The sequence below is a fragment of the uncultured Shewanella sp. genome, assembly GCF_947501225.1.
GTDB lineage: Bacteria > Pseudomonadota > Gammaproteobacteria > Enterobacterales > Shewanellaceae > Shewanella.
The window spans coordinates 367,076-387,642 of record NZ_CANMUW010000003.1; the positions used below are offsets into that span (position 1 = coordinate 367,076).

A 20,567-nucleotide genomic window follows, 5' to 3' on the forward strand; every position below is an offset into this window, starting at 1 on the left:
TTTTGCTTTACTGTTGGGAGTTTGGAAATTTAATGTCACAACAAGGTGCCTTCAAGGCTAAAAAGAAGCCCACAGATATCCAGATGGATGCACTCAAGTTACCCCCGCACTCCCTTGAGGCGGAGCAGTCGGTACTCGGCGGCTTGATGCTGGATTCTGATGCATGGGATCGAGTGGCTGAATCCGTTGTGGCGGACGATTTCTATTCACGCTCACATCGCATGATATTTACCGCGATGGAGACTCTGGTCGCTGCAGGTCAGCCAATAGATCTGATCACCGTTTCTGAACAGTTAGAAGTTGAAGACCAGCTGGAGGAGGCTGGTGGCTTCGCCTATTTGGGGGAGATAGCCAAGAATACCCCGAGTGCGGGTAATATTCTCTCCTATGGTGAGATTGTCCGTGAGCGTGCAATCGTGCGCGAGATGATTAAGGTTGCCAATGAGATCGCCGATGCCGGTTTCAACCCTGAGGGGCGTAACTCAGGCGATCTGCTGGATCTGGCTGAGACAAAAGTCTTTAAGATTGCCGAATCCCGAGCTAATGCCAACGAAGGTCCGGAGGGGATCAAGGTGATCCTCGAAAAGACGGTCGATAAGATCGAAGAGCTCTATAACAACCCAACCAGTGGTGTGACCGGGGTTTCCAGTGGCTTTGGCGACCTCGATAAGATGACTGCGGGTTTTCAGTCCGGCGACCTGATTATCGTGGCGGCGCGTCCATCTATGGGTAAAACAACCTTCGCGATGAACCTGTGTGAGGCGGCTGCGCTAAACGAAGATAAGCCGGTACTCATCTTCAGTCTCGAGATGCCCTCGGAACAGATCATGATGCGTATGCTGGCATCCCTGGGCCGGGTCGATCAGACCAAGATCCGTACCGGTCAGCTGGACGATGATGATTGGGCTCGCGTCTCTTCGACCATGGGGATCATGCTTGAGCAGGGTAAGATGTATATCGATGATGGTTCGGGTCTGACACCGACGGAAGTGCGAAGTCGAGCCCGTCGTATTGCCCGTGAATATGGTGGTCTGTCGATGATCATGATCGATTACCTTCAGTTGATGCAGGTGCCGGCCCTCAAGGATAACCGTACCCTGGAGATCTCAGAGATCTCACGCTCGCTCAAGGCGTTGGCCAAAGAGCTTGAGATCCCGGTTATTGCACTTTCGCAGCTTAACCGTTCATTGGAGCAACGTGCCGATAAACGCCCGGTTAACTCAGACCTTCGTGAATCGGGAGCGATTGAGCAAGATGCGGATTTGATCATGTTTATCTATCGTGATGAAGTGTATAACGATGACACCGAAGATAAAGGTACCGCAGAGATCATTATCGGTAAGCAACGTAACGGTCCTATCGGGCGGGTACGCCTGACATTCCAGGGCCAGTTCTCCCGTTTCGACAACTATGCCGGTCCGCAGTTCGAAGAGGATTAATCGCGAGCTATTGTTGGTTTATCGACGGCAATAGTTGATGGTTACTCCGTCTAAAATTAAACTTGATTCACTTAGTTATCCCTCGATTGATAACTAAGTGAACTCATTGTAGAGTCGACACTCATATCAGTTTTACAAGCCGGTACAAGCGTTGAGACTTGTTACTAACAGATTAAGGTTATCGTTTGAAACCCTTTCCCCGTGCAGAGATCAGCAGTAGAGCACTGAAGAACAACTTAGTGCGCCTTCGAGAAATAGCCCCCGAGAGTAAAGTCATGGCAGTCGTAAAGGCCAATGGCTATGGTCACGGCTTATTAAATGTCGCCAATTGTCTGAATGATGCGGACGGGTTCGGGCTCGCGCGTTTAGAGGAGGCGCTGGCGTTAAGAGAGGGCGGGGTTAAGTCAAAGCTGCTCCTGTTGGAGGGCTTCTTCAGGCAGGCCGATTTAACCACTCTGGTTGAACACGATATCGATACCGTTATTCATAACGAAGTTCAACTCGAGATGCTGGAGAGTGCCAGCCTGTCAAAGCCGGTAACCGTATGGTTGAAAATAGACTCAGGAATGCATCGGTTAGGTTTCACTCCCGAGCAATTTGAATCTGTCTACTCCCGCCTTAAGGCCTGTCCACAAGTTGCTAAGCCTATAAACCTGATGTCTCATTTCGCCTGTGCCGATGAGCCTGATAACGATTCGACAAAGATTCAGATGAATCTCTTCAATGAGCTTATCAAAGGTCTGCCCGGTGACCGGAGTCTGGCGAACTCGGCCGGTACCCTCTATTGGCCTGCCAGTCAGGCCGATTGGATAAGACCCGGTATCGCCCTGTATGGCGTCTCTCCCGTGACAGGGGATCTTGGGGGCAATCATGGCCTGATGCCGGCTATGGATCTGGTCTCGGAGCTTATCGCCGTTCGCGATCATAAGGCCGGTGAGCCTGTGGGTTATGGCAGCTATTGGTGTGCCAAAGAAGATACTAAGCTGGGCGTTGTGGCTATCGGTTATGGCGATGGCTATCCGCGAAACGCCCCCGAGGGCACACCCGTTTGGATCAATGGCCGGCTGGTGCCGATCGTAGGTCGGGTCTCTATGGATATGTTGACCGTAGATCTGGGGCTTAATGCCAGCGACCGTATCGGAGATGACGCCATTTTATGGGGAAAAGCACTACCGGTAGAGGAGGTGGCGGAACACATAGGTACCATCGCTTATGAGCTCGTGACCAAGTTAACCCCTCGCGTTGCCGTATGCTTAGATTAAGCATATAGAATAATCTCCTTTGTAGTATCGTAAGGTGGCGGGGATGCCCCGAGCGATAGCTGTCTATATAAGGTATTGTTTTCATTGAATATTAAGTCGTTATGCAAGAGTGCACTATTCATTTTCGCTGCCGCTACATCCCAGCTTACCCTGGCGGGTGAGACCCGGGAAGCCGTCGCCGCCGGTCACGAAACCTTAACCTCTCAAGCTGTAAAAGGCGGGCGTAATGATTACGACGCCGACTTCGTCGCAGTGCCATTTGTCTTCTCCACTGAAACTCTGAGTACGACTGTGGGGGGCGCCGGTGTTATTAAGCATGCCGGTCAGCCTCAAGCTTCAGTTTTCGGCATCGGCCTCTACAGTAGTAATGAAAGTTGGATCACCTATTTAGGGCTCAATAACTATCAGCTGCCCCATATGGAGCAGTGGCTCTTCTCCGGTGAATTTAGCCGTGCCAGTTATAAGGAGGGGATCTATTTCGTACCTGAAGGTGCCAACCGGGCGAGCAGAGGTGCCAATAGTGCAGATGCGATTGCGACCAACCGGGTTATTACGGTGGGCGATGAGTTTTATGCCAAGCTGCACCTTAAGTATGTACTTCCATGGGGAAAGGGAGCTAAGGGCGCCGCACGAAGTTTGATGCCCTCTCTGGCAACAGATCCTGTCACCTGGGACCCCAGAGAATCCGGTGTAACCAGTGTGCAGCTAACCCCCTTTATTCAAACACAGGAGCTGTTGGGCTATGAGTCACTGCCGACTAAGGCACAGGGGCTAAAATTGAAGTTTGACTGGGATAACCGGGATAATGGAAAGAACAGCACCAAGGGAGGTCGCACAAGCCTGACCCTTAGTCGCGACTTTGGGGCCAATGGCGGTGGCAGTGATGAGAGGCAGAGCTGGACCACCTGGGAGTTTGAACAGAGTGCCTTCCTCTCTATGGGAGAGAGTGATTGGTTTTCCCAGCAGGTATTGGCTCTGAATGTGTATCTCGCAGATACCCCCACCTGGAATGACTATGACTCAGGTTCACAGGCGTATCAGCGTCCCCCCTCTTTTGCCGGTATATCTCTGGGTGGGTTCGATCACTTAAGGGGCTACTCCAGCAAACAGTTTTATGGTCGCAGCGCGCTTCTCTATTCGGCCGAGTACAGGGTACAGCCCCGCTGGCAGCCACTGCAAAGCTTACCCGTGTTCAATCTTTATGATATCCCCTGGTGGCAATGGGTCGTCTTTGCCGAAACGGGACAGGTGGCCGATGAATTCAGCGCCAGTGAACTGCATGAAGATATGAAGTGGACCTTAGGTGTCGGTGCAAGGTTTGAAGTTGAAAATGTGATCGTAAGAACTGAGTTTGCCTACGCAGAGGAGTCGACACAGTTCTGGATAATGGTTAACCAGCCCTTTTAAGGCGGGTTGAGCCGGGGAGATGTATGCAGGGAGGTGCCCTACATACAAGTTGGCTGCGCCATGCTATGGGGTAGTTAAGTTTCGAAGCAAATTTCGATATAGGCAGTACCATAAGGGCTGGCGAAAGGCATGATTATCTTCTTACCGTTGGCTTTATGCGATATGCGGTGACCCAAGCCGGATACGACTACCGGGGTGGCCATCTCAAATTCATAGCCTTTATCGCCGAGAATATTCTTCGCGCCACCTGTGACCATGTTGGTGATCTCACCCACGAGATCGGTGATCTCTTCGTTGATCTCCCCCGGGTTCTCTCCCAACATGTTCTGCATTATCTCCAGGATAAGCCCCTGCTCGAAGGTGATCGAAAGCGAACCTTTAGTTTGCGGCCCCACCATGCCTATCAGACCCGATACATCGCCTTTTGCCAGGTTGTCAGTTTTGATTTTTGGCTTACCGGGGGTGAGTTTCATATTTGCCATCGTCGAGACGACATTGAGCAGTGATTCGAGAAACGGGTTAATGAAATTAACATTCATATTGGATTATCCATAGTCTTAAATATTTTATGACGATAATTGCTGTCATTTTGAAGCTTGCCGGGCAAGCTTAAGTATGAAATTCACTGTTCGGCACATGCTTTTAAAAGGTACCCGAGACTCTGGTATTGCAAACGACAAACAGAGGTGAGCCGTCGATTCGATGCTACGGCTTTTTAAAGCCGGTCAGTCATACCTCTTTATAAAGCTTAGGCTATTTTTGCATTGCCTTCAGCATTTTCTCCCCTGCATGGTACCGCTGTTGAGGCTGTTTCTATTGATGCCATTCAGATATAGCTATTCATTATTCCATGGGTTATGGAGACCGTTCTGTGACTTCACTCCTAAAAGCCATCGATAACAGAGGTGATGGTTCGCATTATTAAGTTCTGAACCGGGAATGGTGGGATATTTGATTGGATTGAGACAAACTTGTGTCAGCGGTGGCGTAATCCCCGGTGCATTTCATCTTCGGTCAGTGTAGAATGCGCGGCCACGCTCGTTTTATACTCAGAGCCGTATTAGTTTCATTAAAACTGTCACCGCAAAGCAGGCCAACATAAATTATGTCATCGACTAAGCCATCAAGGATTAACCGTACCTTCTCTATCGCGCCCATGCTGGATTGGACGGATCGTCACTACCGTTATATGGCGCGCCTGATGTCAACAGAGTTACTCCTCTATACTGAGATGGTTACCACCGGAGCGATAATCCATGGAAAGGGTGACTACCTTGCCTATAACAGCGAGGAGCATCCTCTGGCGCTTCAACTTGGCGGTTCTAATGCTCATGATCTTGCGACCTGTGCCAAGCTCGCGGCAGAAAGGGGCTATGATGAGATAAACCTCAATGTTGGCTGCCCCTCTGACAGAGTGCAAAATGGTCGTTTCGGTGCATGCCTGATGGCTGAGCCTAAGCTTGTTGCCGAGTGCGTGACGGCGATGCGGGAGGTGGTGGATATTCCGGTAACGGTAAAAACCCGTATCGGAATCGATGAACAGGATAGCTATTCATTTCTTACCGAGTTTGTCGAGACTGTGCGTGATGCCGGTTGCGATACATTTATCGTGCACGCCAGAAAAGCCTGGTTACAAGGGTTGAGTCCCAAAGAGAATAGGGAGATACCGCCACTGGATTACGATCGTGTATATCAACTTAAGCAAGACTACCCTGAGTTGAGCATCTCGATTAATGGTGGTGTAAAGTCACTCGATGAGTGTCGTGCTCACCTGGAAAGGTTAGATGGTGTCATGGTCGGGCGTGAAGCCTATCAAAACCCCTATATGTTAGCCGAAGTGGATCAGCAACTGTGCGGAAGTGACAGGCCCGTTTTGAGTCGGGATGCTGTTTTAGAGAAATTTATTCCCTATATAGAGAAACATCTTCAATCGGGTGGACGCCTGAATCATATCAGTCGTCATATGACCGGCTTGTTCCAGGGGGAGCCGGGGTCCCGCGCCTGGAGGCGTTATATTAGCGAAAATGCTCATAAGCCAAGGGCAGGTGTGGAAGTCATTGAGCAAGCAAGAAAAAATATGAGTCAGTAGTTTGTCACTTCGTAATAAAAACCGCCTTTATGGCGGTTTTTTTGTTATATCTTGGCGGTTCTCATCGCAATATGGCTCCTGTTGGTAAATTTAACCAGCCCATGGTGAAATTTGCTAAAAGCGTATCAACTCCTTCGTCTGAATTGTTCTTCAAATGTTAATGAGAGTGTAAAAAACCTTCTGTATTAGTGTGTTACTTTGTTTGTGAAAAGTTGGCACGCTACTCGCAATACCTTATGTGTAAATAGACTAGGTCATAAGACATCACAGAAAAGGAAGGCAACATGATTAATTCAACGTTAACCCGAATAGCTAAAGTATCACTAGCCGTGGCAGTACTTATGGGAGCGAGTGTCAGTGCTCAAGCCGATACGCTTATTCCTACCGATCTAACCAGTAATATCGAGCAGAATATCTCGGCACAGATGCAAGATATGATGCAGGTCGCTCAAAGAGAGTTGAGTATGTCACTGCAGGCACAGCTGTCAGATGTCATGTTTGAAGCCACTGCCGAAGACGATACTCAGTTGGCACAAGAGGCGACTGAGCAAGCCATAACAAGCGCGATGGTAAAGGAGTAATTATGTGGTTTACCTCTGAAATCGCGGCTTTGTTATTGACCCCTGTATTTGGTTTTACCTTGTGTGCCGTACTTATCTGTACATTCAGGTGGGATAGGGTTCAAGACTGAATGCAGAGCGGCAGAATAGTTTACTGGGGGAAGTATGAGTGGTTTTAGTTCTTTAGATAAGATGGTATCAAGGTTGAAGCAACCAGAGCGTTTAGTTTGTGGCGTGGCGGCCAAGGTCGCGAACAAGTTTAACTGGTCATGCTTGTGGACACGAGTGGTGTGGGCTGCGCTGGTATTGATGAATCCGGCTATGGGGTTACTCATCTACTTTGTTCTGGCAATAGTTTTGCCGAAGTGGGAAAGAGACTTTTGAATACCCGAAGAAGAGTAAAAATGAAAAAAATTTTGGATCTCTTTATTGGGATCGGTATCGCCATTTTGGCAAGTGCGCTTTTAATTGCGGCGGTACAAACCTGGGGGACCACTCAGTTTCTGACCGGAACCTTATTGAGCATAGAACCTATCTTCTCGATGGAGATGAATGTGTGGCTTGTGCTCCTTAGCTCCGTAGTGGTGTTAATCCTCTTATTCTGGCTAACATTGGCCTTTAGTTTTCTGGCATTGGTGTCCGGGCTATGCATAACCTGCGCCTTTATCATGGTATTTGCCGGATTCTCACTCTTTTGGCCTGTATTACTGCTTATTCTGGCTGCGTGGGGCGTCGGACAAGCTAGCCAGGCTGACTAGCTGCTCTCTCTACCCTAAGCCCTTTACTGTCTTAACCTCAATGGCCTTAGTAAAAAGGTATGGGTTGAATGATTCACAGATTTACTCTCTGTTAAGAAATGCCTTGAAGCGGCTTTTGGCCTCATCACTTTGCAATCTGATTGAAAACTGGCCCAGTTCACGTTCCATCTGTTTTCTAACTTCATCTTTGTGTGGACGCAGCAGTTCACGGGTTGCCTGTAACGCCTGGGGAGGTTGTTGGGCCAGCTTTATTGCTCTGGATAGTGCGTAGTCAAATAGCTCATTCGCTGCAACAACTTCATTGACTATGTTAAAAGAGTTGGCGGCATTGGCATCGAAATCTTCACCCAGTAACAAGAGCTCTGCGGCTTTCTGGGGACCGACAAGTTGCGGTAGTAATAAACTTGCGCCGGCTTCAGGAACTAAGGCTAAGTTAACAAAGGGTAGCTGAAACTTTGCACTCGGTGCGGCATAGACCAGGTCACAATGTAGCAGCATAGTGGTGCCTATTCCTACCGCAGCGCCCGTCACTGCCGCAACCAGTGGTTTTTTGAGTTCCAATAGGCTGAACAGGAAACGAAAAGCGGGGTGTTTCGCGTCTAAGTTACTATTTTTTAAAAAGTCTGCTACATCGTTGCCAGAGGTAAAACAGTCTGGCTGTCCTTTGATTAAAAAGGCGTGAATAGCGCTGTCGGACTCACCTTGGATAAGGTATTCTGTGAGGCTAGTATACATGTCGAGGCTGAGCGCATTGCGTTTTTCGGGTCTGTTGATTGTAATGATTCTGACGCCTTGCTCATCCTGAACCTGAATTGTACTCATTACGTTTTTCCTTTTAGACGAATGGGGTTAAATGGAGTTTAATACATTGAAACGAATATTCAAACAAGCGTTTAATTTCTTGCTGCTCTCATCTGCATCCTTCACAGCTTTTGCCAATGTGGCACTAGTTGAGGGGTATGTCAGAGCCATGCCTGCCAGCGTGCCCAATACTGCGGCTTACTTTACTCTTGAAAATCATGGTCCAAAGCGTCAACTCGTTGCAGTAAAAGCCGATTTCGTGAAGGAGGCGCAGCTTCACACCATTATCGAAGAAGATGGGATGGTCAAAATGCGTCAGGTTGAGAGTTTTAGTATTCCGCAACATGGACAGTTGACCCTGGTTGAATCGGGTGAGCACGTCATGCTAATGGGGCTGAAGAAGCCGTTGGTCTCCGGAGAGTCGGTCGAGTTAACGCTTGAGTTTGATGACGGCAGTGAGCTGCCGATTAGCTTGACGGTGAGTAAGCAAGATATGGCTAAGATGAAAGGTCACGCACACCACCATTAATGAAATTGGCATAACAGGAGTGTAACAGATGCAAATGACATGGAAAAAAGGCGCCGGGATTGCTGCCCTGATAATTTTTATTGGTTATCTCATCAGTGTTTGGTGGAGTATCGAGCCCGATGTGTTGAGTGAGCAGGAGTTAAAAGCAGACAGTGGCAGTCAGGTTGTAGGGTATGCGACGACCAGCTCACTGATACTGACCATGGAAAAGTTACTCGATAAGAGCGGTGGTTGGCTCTCCAATGATGTGATGCCTCCATCGGTATTTATGGATAATATGCCGGCATTTGAATTTGGTGCACTCGAACAGGCCAGAGATCTGGCGTTGATCATGAGAAAGGAGTTTAGCCGCTCTCAATCTCAATCCGCCGCCGATAAAGATCTGTTGGCTGCTCACTCAAAGCTCAACATCGAACATACCAGTTGGCTGGTTCCCAGCGCCGAGGGTGAGTACAGAGATGCGGTGAAGCTATTGAAGGTGTATCGCGCCAAAATCTCAGATACCGCCAATCAAGACGCCCAGTTCTATGCGCGCGCAGATAATCTGAACGAATGGCTCAAAGAGGTGCAGAAACGTCTGGGTAGCATGTCCCAGCGTCTGTCGGCTAGCGTAGGCCAGGAGCGCTTGAATACCGACCTTGCCGGTGACAGCGAGGCAAGCCAGTCGACACCTAACAGTGCGAGTATGCAGATAAAGACCAGTTGGTGGAAAATTGATGACGTTTTTTATGAAACTCGTGGTGCGACATGGGCACTGCTGAACTTTATGAAGGCGATAGAGGTCGATTTTGCCGACGTGTTGAAAAAGAAGAATGCTGAAGTCAGTTTGCAGCAGATTATTCGCGAACTGGAAGAGACACAACAATCTGTCTGGAGCCCGATTATCTTAAATGGTTCGGGGTTCGGCGTTGTCGCCAATCACTCCCTGGTGATGGCGAACTATATTTCCCGCGCTAATGCGGCTGTTATCGATCTAACTAACTTATTGACTCAAGGTTAAATAATGAAAAAAACATTAGTTGCATGTGCCCTGTTTGCTTCTCTGGCTGCCGGCTCTGTTCAGGCTGCTTCACTGGTAGGATTTAAAGTCGGTGGTGATTACTGGAAGGCGGATACAAGTGGCACCTTTGCTGAGAATGGTCAACCGCAGCAAGATTTTAACTATAGCTCCGATGCTCAGGGTAGTGTCTGGGTGGCCGTCGAGCATGGTATCCCACTCATTCCTAACTTTAAGATCAGAGAAAATAGTTTGGATGCGGGCGGTAATGCAACTCTGGCAAGCGGGAGCTCCATGAGTTTCGGTGGTAAGGAGTTCAGCGGAGATATCTCTTCAAATAGCGATCTCAGCAATACCGATTTTGTACTCTACTATGAGTTACTGGATAACGATATGGTAGCCCTCGACTTAGGTGCTGCCTATAAGAAGATGCATGGATCTTTTCGTGTGAACCAGTTGGATACCAATGGTGTGTCGCGTCAGAACTCAGAGGTGGAACTCGATAGCGGTATCGTGATGGCCTATGCCGATGCGCAGGTTGGTGTGCCGGGACTGGGTCTGTATGGTTTTGCGGAAGTGATGCTGGGTGTCGATGAGACCAATGTCTATGATTATAGCCTGGGTCTGGGTTGGCAGTTTGATGGTACTGCGTTAGACACTAAGGTACGCGTGGGTTACCGTGACTTTAACTTCGATGTGAATGACTTCGATGGTGTGAGCACTAACACCCAGTTTAAAGGTTACTTTGCCGGGGTAGAACTGGTGTTCTAATATCGCAAGATGCTTAGATAGTTGAGCATTAAAAAACCGCCACTAACTCAGTTAGTGGCGGTTTTTTTGTATCGGGAGCAGGCTTTAACCTGCTCAGATAATGGCTCGGTTATGGCGTCACAGTTGCAGCAGTCAGGCCGTTGTTTATCGCGATAACGTCGTCTTCATTCAAGGTTCCGGCAGCTTGTTTAAGTGCAAGAATCGAGTTGATATAACCGTAACGGGCATCAGATAACTGACGTTTAGAGTCATACAGATCGCGAGTTCGGTTCAGTACATCGACGATGGTACGGGTACCCACTTCGAAGCCGGCTTGAGTCGCCTTCAATGCACTCTCAGAGGAGAGTACCGACTGCTCGTAAGCACGAATCGAGCTGATCGATGCGCCAACGTTGTTGAAGTTGTTGCGAACATCTTTAACCACCTTACGGTAGGTTTGTTCCAGCTTCTCGCTTGCATCGACAAACTGATATTGAGCCTGTTTGACTTTCGATGTGACTTTAAAGCCTTCGAAGATAGGCACGCTCAGTGTCAGACCAACGTTGGCATTGTCGAAGTCACTCTTACTGCCTTCGTGGCTCTTCTGCTCAAGGTTAGTGGTATAGCCCGCATTTAAATTCAGCGAAGGCATGTGTCCCGCCTTATAGAGGCTGATGGTCTCTTGAGCGATATCTTTACCGATACGTCTGGTCACAAGATCGACGCTGTTTGTTTCAGCCATCTTCAACCACTCATTAGGCTGAGCCGGAGATGGAGTAACCGCGGTGAAACGAGTCGTGTCCAGAATATTGATAGACTTATGATCGACCCCCGTAATTTCACGCAGTGCTTCGTAACTGTTGATAAGCTGGTTCTCTGATAAAATTTCAGAGGCTCTGGCAAGGTCATACTGAGCCTGTGCCTCGTGTACGTCGGTAATGGCTGTCAGGCCTACTGCAAATCTTTGCTTAGTCTGTTCCAGTTGACGTTCGATGGCACGCTTTTCTGAACCTTTAAATTCGAAGTTATCTTTAGCCGATAATACGTCGAAATAGGCTCCGGTTACACGGATGATCAGCTTCTGCAGTTCCGAGGCGTATGCGGCATCGGCCTGAGAGGCGGCAAGCTCGGCTAAGCTTAGTCCAACCCATGCGCTGTGATCATAGATAACCTGTTTCAGGCTGACACCGGCATTGAGGCCGCTGTTATATTCGCTATCGGAGACATTGCTCCAACTTTTAGCATAACCTACGCTAGCGCTGATGCTAGGTAGTAAGGGGGCACGGTTTTCTTCAATCTGTTCGTACAGTGCATCTCGCTGTGCCTTTGCCTGTAAGGCGACAGGATCACTTGTCAGCGCTTGTTGATATATCTGTAATAAATCATCGGCCTGAACGGAAGAGGTGGTAGCTGCAAGCGTTAAAGCTGCGCATATCGATCGGATCTTGAATTTCATTAGTTGTCCTTTTAGACAAAATCCTCCACTGGAGGAGCCATTTAACTTTTATAGCTAAGTTATACCTCACAAAAAAGCTGTAAGGCGGTTTGCGCTTCCCGACGCTTCCCGACACATCTAAACTCAATGACTATCTCATTTAAGGGATAGATATTAAGAAATTACTTGTTTTTAAGTCAACTATGAATTGTAACAGTTTTTGATTTTAATTATGCTTTTTCTGTCGATTTTATCTGCATCATTTGTTTGCAGCCGCTTTTGGTAACGGCGGATGGTTTCTTACTGCAAAAAAGATCCAATATCGAGGTTTAAATGAAACAAAAATATAGTCATAAAGATGTCGAGTTGTTGGAGAAGAGAACCCTCTTTAAAGGATTCTTTACTTTAGATGAATATCGATTCAAACACAGGTTATTCGATGGTGGCTGGAGTGGTGAGGTTGTCAGGGAGGTGTTTGAGAGAGGCAATGCCGTTGTTGTGCTTCCCTACGATCCGATAACCGATCAGGTGATCTTGATTGAGCAGATACGGATCCCGGCATTACAATCGTCCAAGACCCCCTGGCTACTGGAGTTGGTTGCCGGGATGGTTGAAGCCGGTGAGTCCTCTGCGGAGGTGGCTGTCAGAGAACTTAAAGAGGAAGCGGGAGTAGAGGCTGGCAAGATTGAGGAGATCGCTTCCTATTTCTCGAGCCCTGGTGGTTCCAGCGAGAGGTATGATTTTTTCTGGGCCGCAGTCGATGCGAGTCAGGCTGAGGGAATACATGGCCTAAGCGAAGAGCACGAAGATATCAAGGTACACGTTTTAGGGCGTGAGCAAGCCTTTGCTTTAGTGAAAGATGGTATAATCAATAATGCGTCGACGGTTATCGGGTTACAGTGGCTCGAGTTGAACTATCAAACATTGACAGTCTAATGGGAAAATCCCTAAGCAAAACCAAATACTATCTGAAGAGAGATGCCCGTGAGTAAGAGTGCAACAAGCCTGAACCCTAAGAGATATCAGCCTGATGTAAACAGGTTTCTGGCTCTGTGTGGGCGAAATTATTTCCATATTTTACGCTGGTTGCCTTTCGAGGGCGGGCAGGGGGATTATTGGCAGGTTGAAGGGGAGTTTGGCAGGCTGGATGTGCGCATCCTGGAGAATACTAAATATACCCAGTTGATCGAAATATCGAGAGCGCTGAGCCAATCTGATTATATCGACACTCCCCAGATGTGTGTCAGAGTTTATCATGATGCTAAATTAGCAGAAGTGTTAACTAGTCGACAGATTTATCAATTGCGTCCGGTATATGATTATCCAAATATACGTATGCACCATCGTGATGAAAAGTATCAGGTCAATGCTTTTCTGGAAGAGTTATTAAAGATTGATAGCCACATGAGTGCGGTTTGTTTATCAGAATCTTAGGGTTTAATTGTGCTAAAAGAGGCTATCTCTTACTCCATCGATGAAGAAGCAAGTGTCAGAGTCGTACAGGTTACGGATCCACACCTGTTCGCCGATCCCGGTGCTCAGCTACTGGGAGTGAATACGGCTCAGAGTCTGGAAGCGGTACTCAATACGATTAATGCGGTGCATTACCCTGCTCATTTCATGTTGGCTACCGGTGATATCAGTCAAGACTACTCCGGCGAGTCCTATCATAACTTCGTTCGGGCCATTGCCCCTCTCGAGCTGCCATGCCATTACCTTCCCGGCAATCATGATGATCCCCGGATCATGCATCTTAATATGCAGGGACCCAATATCTATGGTCAGAGACGAATCCTGGCCGGGAACTGGCAGATTATCATGCTGGACTCTACCGTTCGCGGAAAGCCTGGCGGACATATGGCTGATAGTGAAATGGATATCATCAAGAGTGCCGTGGCCGATCAACCCGAACGTCACACCTTACTTGTGATGCACCACAACCCGATTCTGGTTAATTGTGCCTGGCTCGATCAGCACTGTATGGACAACGGAACTGACTTCATTGAGCAGGTTGCCGAGATACCGCAGGTCAAAGGCTTGTTGTGGGGACACGTCCACCAGAAGCTGGATCAGGAACACAGTGGGAAGCATGGCACAATGCACCTGATGGCAACACCATCGACCTGTATCCAATTTAAGCCAAAATCTTCCTATTTTGCCTTGGATGCTTTGCAACCCGGTTATCGCTTACTGGAGCTCAAAGCTGATGGCACTATTTTGACTAATGTGTACCGGGTGCCCGGTGATAACTTCTCACCGGATAGAGAGGCTAGCGGTTACTAATCCGAGCCCGGTGATTACAGTATTTCACCGGAGGCATCAGTAGATCCCCTATCCTATCTGCCGATGTTTCTAAAATGTTAGAAATTCAGAGCCCGTTGCGCACTTATTAGACTCCGATACTTGGTAGAAACTCCGGCAAGTGTTAGCATTCTATCGATTATCTATTGTAAATTTTTCGATTACTCTCCTATTTGACCCCTGGTGGTTATTCGATAACAGGAATAATCAAAGAATGAGGAAATATGCTGCTCTATATTCACGGGTTCAATAGTTCTCCTTTATCAGAAAAAGGGATAGTTACTGCGCGGTTTATCGCTGAGCATTATCCGCAGCTCCGGTTCTTGCAACCCCAACTCCCCTCCAGTCCGAAAGAAGCGATGGCTCTGCTGAGTGGGCTGGTTGAGTCCGCATTGAGTGATGGTGAGGAGTTGACCTTTATCGGTTCCTCTCTCGGTGGGTATTTTGCGAGTTACCTGACGGAGAAATATGGTGGTCGTGCAGCGGTGATTAATCCGGCCGTGACGCCATTCGAGTTGTTCGATGAGTTTATCGGCCCTCAACATAACCCTTATACCGATGAACATTATCAGGTTATACCTGAGCATAAATGTGACGTAGCAGAGTTTAATACCCAAGTAATTTTTAACCCGGATCGTTTCTTTGTATTATTGCAGTCGGGTGATGAAGTTCTAGATTATCGACAAGCCGTTCAGAAATACCACTGTTGTAAGCTGTTAGTTGAAGCCGGTGGTGATCATAGTTTTATAGGCTATGAAAAGCAGTTACATTCAATCTGCCAATTTCTGTTTCTTGACAAATAGCCATGTAGGGCCTCAACATGGCCTGAATAACAATATATTGTGTGTGCCATGACAAACCAATACACCTCAGATGCCATTGAAGTCTTAAACGGACTCGATCCAGTAAAACGTCGTCCTGGTATGTATACCGATACCACACGTCCTAACCACTTGGGACAAGAGGTTATCGATAACAGTGTCGATGAAGCGTTAGCGGGACATGCGACTAAGATAGATGTCATCCTGCATAAAGACAATTCTCTCGAAGTTATCGATGATGGCCGGGGAATGCCTGTGGATATTCACCCTGAAGAGGGGATCCCCGGCGTCGAGTTGATCTTAACCAAGCTACATGCCGGTGGTAAGTTTTCCAATGATAACTACCAGTTTTCCGGTGGTCTGCATGGTGTCGGGATATCAGTCGTCAACGCCCTGTCCAGTCGTGTCGAAATCACGGTTCGCCGAAATGGCACCGTCTATGAGATGGCGTTCGAGCACGGTGAAAAGGTTGAAGACCTTACCGAGACCGGCACCTGTGGCCGAAGAAATTCCGGAACCCGTGTACACTTCTGGCCGACGCCAAGCTATTTCGATTCTGCCAACTTCTCTATCCCTAAACTTGTGTATCTGTTACGGGCCAAAGCGGTGTTATGTCCCGGGCTTAAGATTAAGTTCGTTAACAAACAAACCGGCGATATAGAGGAGTGGTTCTACGAGAGTGGATTAACCGATTACCTTATCTCATCGGTTAAAGATGCGGTTAGGCTGCCCCAGGAACCGTTTGTGGGTAATTTGAAGGGTAATCTTGAGGCTGTGGATTGGGCGATAACCTGGTTGCCTGATGGGGGAGAGTATCTTAACGAGAGTTACGTGAACCTGATCCCTACGCCACTCGGCGGTACCCACGTAAATGGCTTCAGGCAGGGACTGCTGGATTCCATGCGCGAGTTTTGTGAGTTTCGTAACCTTATCCCCAGAGGGATAAAGCTGACCCCGGAAGATATCTGGGATCGCAGTAGTTTTATCCTGTCGGTCAAGATGCAGGACCCTCAATTTGCCGGTCAGACGAAGGAGAAGCTTTCTAGCCGTCAAAGTGCGGCATTTGTGTCGGGCATCGTCAGGGACGCGTTTAGCCTCTGGCTCAATACCCATACAGATCAGGCCGAAGCGCTCGCAGAGATGTGCATCAATAATGCTCAGAAGCGTTTGAAGTCTGCAAAGAAGGTTGCGCGTAAGAAGGTGACCTCCGGCCCGGCCCTCCCTGGAAAGTTAACCGACTGTAGTGGTCAGGACCCTATGCGAGGGGAGCTGTTCTTGGTGGAGGGTGACTCGGCGGGTGGTAGTGCTAAACAGGCCAGGGATCGTGAGTTTCAGGCCATCATGCCCCTGAGGGGAAAAATCCTTAATACCTGGGAGGTGGATGCGACACAGGTTCTGGCGTCTCAGGAGGTACACGATATCTCTGTCGCGATTGGATGTGATCCGGATAGTGATGATATCTCTGAGTTGAGATACGGCAAAATATGTATATTAGCCGACGCGGACTCCGATGGTCTGCACATTGCGACCTTACTCTGCGCACTGTTTATGAAGCATTATAAAGTGCTGGTGGAACAGGGACATATCTATGTGGCCATGCCTCCTCTGTTTCGTGTAGATGTGGGGAAAGAGGTTTTTTACGCCCTGGACGAGGCGGAAAAAGAGGGGATACTGGATAGAATCGCGGCCGAGAAGAAGAAAGGTAAAATTCAGGTTACCCGATTTAAAGGTTTGGGTGAGATGAACCCGCTGCAGCTGAGGGAGACGACTATGGATCCCAATACTCGCAGGCTGGTTCAACTAACGGTTGATGATGCTGAAGCGACAACCTTGTTGATGGATATGTTACTTGCCAAGAAGCGTTCGGGCGATCGCAAGACTTGGTTAGAGACTAAGGGTGACTTAGCTGATCTATAGCTTCCATGTCACGCCGGTAATCAGATAATTAGGCGAAAATAATAATAATGTTGTTTAATCAGTCGAAAATTCATAGAGGGCTCTGGTTGTTCTGGCTCAGTGCGCTCACCCTGTTCTGTCAGGGAGTGCAAGCCGGTTCGCAACCTATGATGATCACCGTAACTAAAGGGTTCGGGTTAACCCTGTATGCTTCCGATATGGGGGATGCTAAACAGTTAGCTTTGGGTGATAAAGGGACATTGTTTGTCGGTTCACGTAAGAAGGGAACCATACAGGCTTTGGTAGACAGTAATGCCGACGGAAGGGTGGATAAGCGTTATGTCATTGCCAAAGGCTTGGAAAACCCTGAGGCGATAGCCTTCCATAGGGGCGATCTTTACGCCGCTGTCGATGACAGAATTATCCGTTTTGTCGATATTGAAAATAGATTGAGACGTCCCGGACGGGGTAAAGAGGTCTATGACCGATTGCCGGGCAAAACGAGTAAGAGTCGAAGAGCACTGCATTTTGGTCCCGATGGTCGTTTATATGTGGCAATAGGTGCTCCCTGCAATGTTTGCGAGGCAGTAGCCCCCTTCGGTAGCATTATTGCTATAGATATCGATTCAGGAAGCAGTGAGCAGATAGCCACGGGTATTCGTAATGTGACCGGTTTTGACTGGTCACCTGTCGATAACAAGCTCTGGTTTGCCGATCTGGGGCGTGACTGGATGGGGGACAGGCTACCGCCCGATGAGATCAATCGCGTCGATCGCAGTGGGTTGCATTATGGCTTTCCCTATGTTCATGCAAAGTCTGTGATAGAGCCGGCCTATGAAAAGCCTAAGAATTTAAAGATCACCCAGCCGAACTATGAACTTCCGGCACATGTCGCTCCCATGGGGCTTCACTTCTATCGTGGTCAACAATTTCCTGCTAAATACCATAACCAGATGTTTGTTGCCGAAAACGGATCCTGGAATCGCTCCAGTAAAATTGGTTATCAGATAGTGATGCTGGAGGTCGAAGATCAACAAGTGGTGAAGCGTAGTACCCTTGTCAGCTTTCTTGACGGGGAGTTTCCCGTAGCAAGACCTTACGCTTTATTAACGGCGCCCGATGGTGCCATGTATATCTCCGATGATCTTAAAGGCAATATCTACCGTCTGTTTTATAAAGATATTATTAAAGAAGAGATTGAACCTGCTCAAAAATTGGATACTGAACAATGAGTGATGCGATAGATTTAAGTCTTGATGGCGTAGAACAGATGCCCTTGCGGCGCTTCACGGAAGATGCCTACCTGAACTACTCCATGTACGTCATTATGGACCGTGCCTTGCCTCATATCGGTGATGGTTTGAAGCCTGTACAACGTCGTATTATCTATGCGATGAGCGAGCTGGGTTTAACGGCTCTGTCGAAGCATAAAAAATCTGCACGTACCGTAGGTGATGTGCTGGGTAAGTATCATCCACATGGCGATAGTGCTTGTTATGAAGCCATGGTGTTGATGGCACAGCCATTTTCCTACAGGTATCCACTTGTTGACGGGCAGGGTAACTGGGGGGCACCGGATGACCCTAAATCTTTCGCCGCGATGCGTTACACCGAAGCACGTTTATCAAAGTTTTCTGATGTTCTGCTGAGTGAATTAGGGCAGGGGACTGTCGATTGGGGAGTGAATTTCGATGGTACGATGAAGGAGCCAATGGTGCTGCCATCCCGTCTGCCCCATATTCTCCTCAATGGCATTACCGGCATTGCCGTAGGCATGGCGACCGACGTCCCCCCTCATAATGCACGCGAGTTAGTTGCAGCTTGTGTTGAGCTGCTCGATAACCCGAAGGCCGATTTGGCGCGTTTAATGGAGCTTGTTCCCGGCCCGGATTACCCAACTGAAGCCGAGATCATCACTCCCAGCCGTGATATCAGTAAGATCTATAGCACGGGACGCGGTTCGATAAAGGCACGAGCCGTCTATAAGATAGAGAACGGTGAGGTGGTGATAACCGCACTGCCCCATCAGGCCAGTGGCGGCAAGATTCTGGAGCAGATAGCGTCTCAGATGCAGGCTAAAAAGCTTCCGATGGTTGCCGATCTCAGAGATGAATCCGATCATGAGAGTCCGGTTCGAATCATAGTGGTACCCAGATCCAACCGGGTCGATTGCGAGCAGCTGATGGCACATCTGTTTGCCACCACAGATTTAGAGAAATCATTCCGTGTGAACCTCAACATCCTGGGTCTCAACGGGCGTCCGCAAGTGAAGGGCTTGAAGCAGATCCTGACCGAATGGTTAGAGTACCGTTTCCAGACGGTTACCCGTCGCGTTAAGTTCAGGCTCGATAAGATTTTAGCCAGACTACATATACTTGAGGCCTTGATGACGGCTTTCCTCAATGTCGATGAGGTCATTGAGATCATCCGTCATGAAGACAATCCTAAAGCCGAATTGATGTCCAGGTTTAACCTGAGTGACATTCAGGCTGACGCCATCCTCGATCTTAAGTTACGCCATCTGGCTAAACTCGAAGAGTTCAAGATTAAGGGTGAGCAGAGTGAACTGGAAGCCGAGCGGGACAAGCTTCAGTTGCTGTTGAGTTCAGACAGACGCATGAAGACCCTGATCAAGAAAGAGCTTAAGCAAGATGGGGAAACCTATGGCGATGACAGACGTTCGCCTCTGGTAGAGCGTGGTGAGTCTAAGGCATTGACCGAGCAGCAGTTGGCACCGGTCGAGGCGGTTACTGTCGTGTTGTCGGAAAAAGGTTGGGTGCGCTGTGCTAAGGGGCATGATATCGATGCTAAGGCATTGAATTATAAGTCCGGCGATAGCTTCCTTTGCTCGGCTGCGGGTCGCAGCAATCAACCCAGTGTATTCATAGGTTCAACGGGACGCGCCTTTGCGACAGAGACTCACACCCTGCCATCGGCGAGAAGCCAGGGAGAACCGATCACGACGCGCTTTAACCTGTCGCCGGGAGAGGCGATGGAACATGTGCTGTTGGGTGATGATGATAAATATTACCTACTTGCGTCTGATGCAGGTTATGGCTTTGTCGGTTCCTACAAGGATATGGTATCCCGTAACAAGGCGGGTAAGGCTCTGTTGACTCTGCCTGCTAACGCTAAGGTGATAGCGCCCCGGGAGGTCGATAAGTCCAGGGTTGAATCGATACTGGCTATCACGAATGAAGGCCGTATGTTGTTATTCTCTCTTGAAGCTCTGCCTCAGCTTTCCAAGGGTAAGGGGAACAAGATTATCGGTATCCCGAGTGAGCGAGCCAAGAGCCGGGAGGAGTTGTTAGCACATCTGCATGTTGTCCCTGAAGATACCCCGGTCACCCTCTGGGCTGGTAAGCGAAAGTTAACCTTAAAACCAAGCGATCTTGAACATTACCGGGGCGAGCGAGGCCGTCGCGGGGCTAAGTTACCTCGTGGCTTACAGCGTGTCGATAGTGTCGAGATTGGTGACGGCTCTTCAGGAACCACAGAGTAAGGTCTTTAACGGCCTTATAC

20 protein-coding genes are annotated in these 20,567 nt (G+C 48.6%); 17 read left to right on the plus strand and 3 right to left on the minus strand.

The window, feature by feature from the left end:
- Nucleotides 1–32 precede the first annotated feature (32 nt).
- The 3 genes from dnaB to Q1B47_RS07205 all read left to right on the plus strand — a co-directional run bounded on the left by dnaB (nucleotide 33) and on the right by Q1B47_RS07205 (nucleotide 4,108).
- The gene (dnaB, locus tag Q1B47_RS07195) at nucleotides 33–1,439 is read left to right on the plus strand and encodes a replicative DNA helicase (protein WP_299790886.1); all 1,407 of its coding nucleotides are present in this window, start codon (nucleotides 33–35) and stop codon (nucleotides 1,437–1,439) included.
- Nucleotides 1,440–1,624: 185 nt separating this feature from the next.
- Nucleotides 1,625–2,701: an alanine racemase gene (gene alr / locus Q1B47_RS07200; RefSeq protein ID WP_299790889.1), complete on the plus strand. Its 1,077-nt coding sequence runs from the start codon at nucleotides 1,625–1,627 to the stop codon at nucleotides 2,699–2,701.
- Nucleotides 2,702–2,785: 84 nt separating this feature from the next.
- Complete coding sequence (locus Q1B47_RS07205) at nucleotides 2,786–4,108, plus strand: hypothetical protein (protein WP_299790892.1); 1,323 nt, start codon at nucleotides 2,786–2,788, stop codon at nucleotides 4,106–4,108.
- Nucleotides 4,109–4,182: 74 nt separating this feature from the next.
- Here Q1B47_RS07205 and Q1B47_RS07210 read toward each other — a convergent pair whose 3' ends face one another.
- Complete coding sequence (locus Q1B47_RS07210; protein WP_299790895.1) at nucleotides 4,183–4,647, minus strand: chemotaxis protein CheX; 465 nt, start codon at nucleotides 4,645–4,647, stop codon at nucleotides 4,183–4,185.
- 566 nt (nucleotides 4,648–5,213) lie between these two features.
- Between Q1B47_RS07210 and dusA the strand changes: the two genes are divergently transcribed.
- From dusA to Q1B47_RS07230, 4 genes are all read left to right on the plus strand, one after another.
- A complete protein-coding gene (gene dusA / locus Q1B47_RS07215; RefSeq protein ID WP_299790897.1) occupies nucleotides 5,214–6,197 on the plus strand; it encodes a tRNA dihydrouridine(20/20a) synthase DusA in 984 nt (327 codons plus the stop codon).
- A 284-nt stretch (nucleotides 6,198–6,481) separates the two neighbouring features.
- Nucleotides 6,482–6,778: a hypothetical protein gene (locus Q1B47_RS07220; protein ID WP_299790899.1), complete on the plus strand. Its 297-nt coding sequence runs from the start codon at nucleotides 6,482–6,484 to the stop codon at nucleotides 6,776–6,778.
- 144 nt (nucleotides 6,779–6,922) lie between these two features.
- Complete coding sequence (locus Q1B47_RS07225; protein ID WP_299790902.1) at nucleotides 6,923–7,141, plus strand: PspC domain-containing protein; 219 nt, start codon at nucleotides 6,923–6,925, stop codon at nucleotides 7,139–7,141.
- A 20-nt stretch (nucleotides 7,142–7,161) separates the two neighbouring features.
- Complete coding sequence (locus Q1B47_RS07230) at nucleotides 7,162–7,515, plus strand: hypothetical protein (RefSeq protein ID WP_299790905.1); 354 nt, start codon at nucleotides 7,162–7,164, stop codon at nucleotides 7,513–7,515.
- Between the two features lie 81 nt (nucleotides 7,516–7,596).
- Here the strand turns inward: Q1B47_RS07230 and Q1B47_RS07235 are convergent, their stop codons facing one another.
- Entirely contained in the window at nucleotides 7,597–8,337 is a 741-nt protein-coding gene (locus tag Q1B47_RS07235; RefSeq protein ID WP_299790908.1) for an enoyl-CoA hydratase-related protein, read from the minus strand.
- Nucleotides 8,338–8,368: 31 nt separating this feature from the next.
- On the opposite strand from Q1B47_RS07235, the gene Q1B47_RS07240 reads away from it, so the two are divergent.
- Genes Q1B47_RS07240 through Q1B47_RS07250 form a run of 3 tightly spaced genes read left to right on the plus strand, consistent with a single transcriptional unit; the run spans nucleotide 8,369 to nucleotide 10,613 of the window.
- A complete protein-coding gene (locus Q1B47_RS07240) occupies nucleotides 8,369–8,845 on the plus strand; it encodes a copper chaperone PCu(A)C (protein ID WP_299790911.1) in 477 nt (158 codons plus the stop codon).
- A gap of 28 nt (nucleotides 8,846–8,873) precedes the next feature.
- Nucleotides 8,874–9,845 carry a DUF2333 family protein gene (locus Q1B47_RS07245; RefSeq protein WP_299790914.1) on the plus strand — a complete coding sequence of 324 codons (972 nt, stop codon included), beginning with the start codon at nucleotides 8,874–8,876 and terminating at the stop codon, nucleotides 9,843–9,845.
- A 3-nt stretch (nucleotides 9,846–9,848) separates the two neighbouring features.
- Nucleotides 9,849–10,613: a TIGR04219 family outer membrane beta-barrel protein gene (locus Q1B47_RS07250; RefSeq protein ID WP_299790917.1), complete on the plus strand. Its 765-nt coding sequence runs from the start codon at nucleotides 9,849–9,851 to the stop codon at nucleotides 10,611–10,613.
- A 109-nt stretch (nucleotides 10,614–10,722) separates the two neighbouring features.
- Here the strand turns inward: Q1B47_RS07250 and tolC are convergent, their stop codons facing one another.
- A complete protein-coding gene (tolC, locus tag Q1B47_RS07255) occupies nucleotides 10,723–12,048 on the minus strand; it encodes an outer membrane channel protein TolC (RefSeq protein ID WP_299790920.1) in 1,326 nt (441 codons plus the stop codon).
- A gap of 312 nt (nucleotides 12,049–12,360) precedes the next feature.
- On the opposite strand from tolC, the gene nudF reads away from it, so the two are divergent.
- The 7 genes from nudF (at nucleotide 12,361) to parC (ending at nucleotide 20,547) form a co-directional block, all read left to right on the plus strand.
- Complete coding sequence (gene nudF, locus Q1B47_RS07260; RefSeq protein ID WP_299790923.1) at nucleotides 12,361–12,963, plus strand: ADP-ribose diphosphatase; 603 nt, start codon at nucleotides 12,361–12,363, stop codon at nucleotides 12,961–12,963.
- Nucleotides 12,964–13,005: 42 nt separating this feature from the next.
- Nucleotides 13,006–13,461 carry a DUF1249 domain-containing protein gene (locus Q1B47_RS07265; RefSeq protein WP_299790926.1) on the plus strand — a complete coding sequence of 152 codons (456 nt, stop codon included), beginning with the start codon at nucleotides 13,006–13,008 and terminating at the stop codon, nucleotides 13,459–13,461.
- Between the two features lie 9 nt (nucleotides 13,462–13,470).
- Complete coding sequence (gene cpdA, locus Q1B47_RS07270) at nucleotides 13,471–14,310, plus strand: 3',5'-cyclic-AMP phosphodiesterase (RefSeq protein ID WP_299790929.1); 840 nt, start codon at nucleotides 13,471–13,473, stop codon at nucleotides 14,308–14,310.
- A 242-nt stretch (nucleotides 14,311–14,552) separates the two neighbouring features.
- Nucleotides 14,553–15,131, plus strand: a complete 579-nt coding sequence (locus Q1B47_RS07275) for a YqiA/YcfP family alpha/beta fold hydrolase (RefSeq protein ID WP_299790932.1) — start codon at nucleotides 14,553–14,555, stop codon at nucleotides 15,129–15,131.
- A 48-nt stretch (nucleotides 15,132–15,179) separates the two neighbouring features.
- Nucleotides 15,180–17,066: a DNA topoisomerase IV subunit B gene (gene parE / locus Q1B47_RS07280; protein WP_299790935.1), complete on the plus strand. Its 1,887-nt coding sequence runs from the start codon at nucleotides 15,180–15,182 to the stop codon at nucleotides 17,064–17,066.
- A gap of 146 nt (nucleotides 17,067–17,212) precedes the next feature.
- Nucleotides 17,213–18,277, plus strand: a complete 1,065-nt coding sequence (locus Q1B47_RS07285; RefSeq protein WP_299791002.1) for a PQQ-dependent sugar dehydrogenase — start codon at nucleotides 17,213–17,215, stop codon at nucleotides 18,275–18,277.
- Nucleotides 18,274–20,547, plus strand: coding sequence for a DNA topoisomerase IV subunit A (gene parC, locus Q1B47_RS07290; protein WP_299790939.1), 2,274 nt, complete (start codon nucleotides 18,274–18,276; stop codon nucleotides 20,545–20,547). Before Q1B47_RS07285 ends, parC begins: the two co-directional genes overlap by 4 nt.
- Nucleotides 20,548–20,567 lie beyond the last annotated feature (20 nt).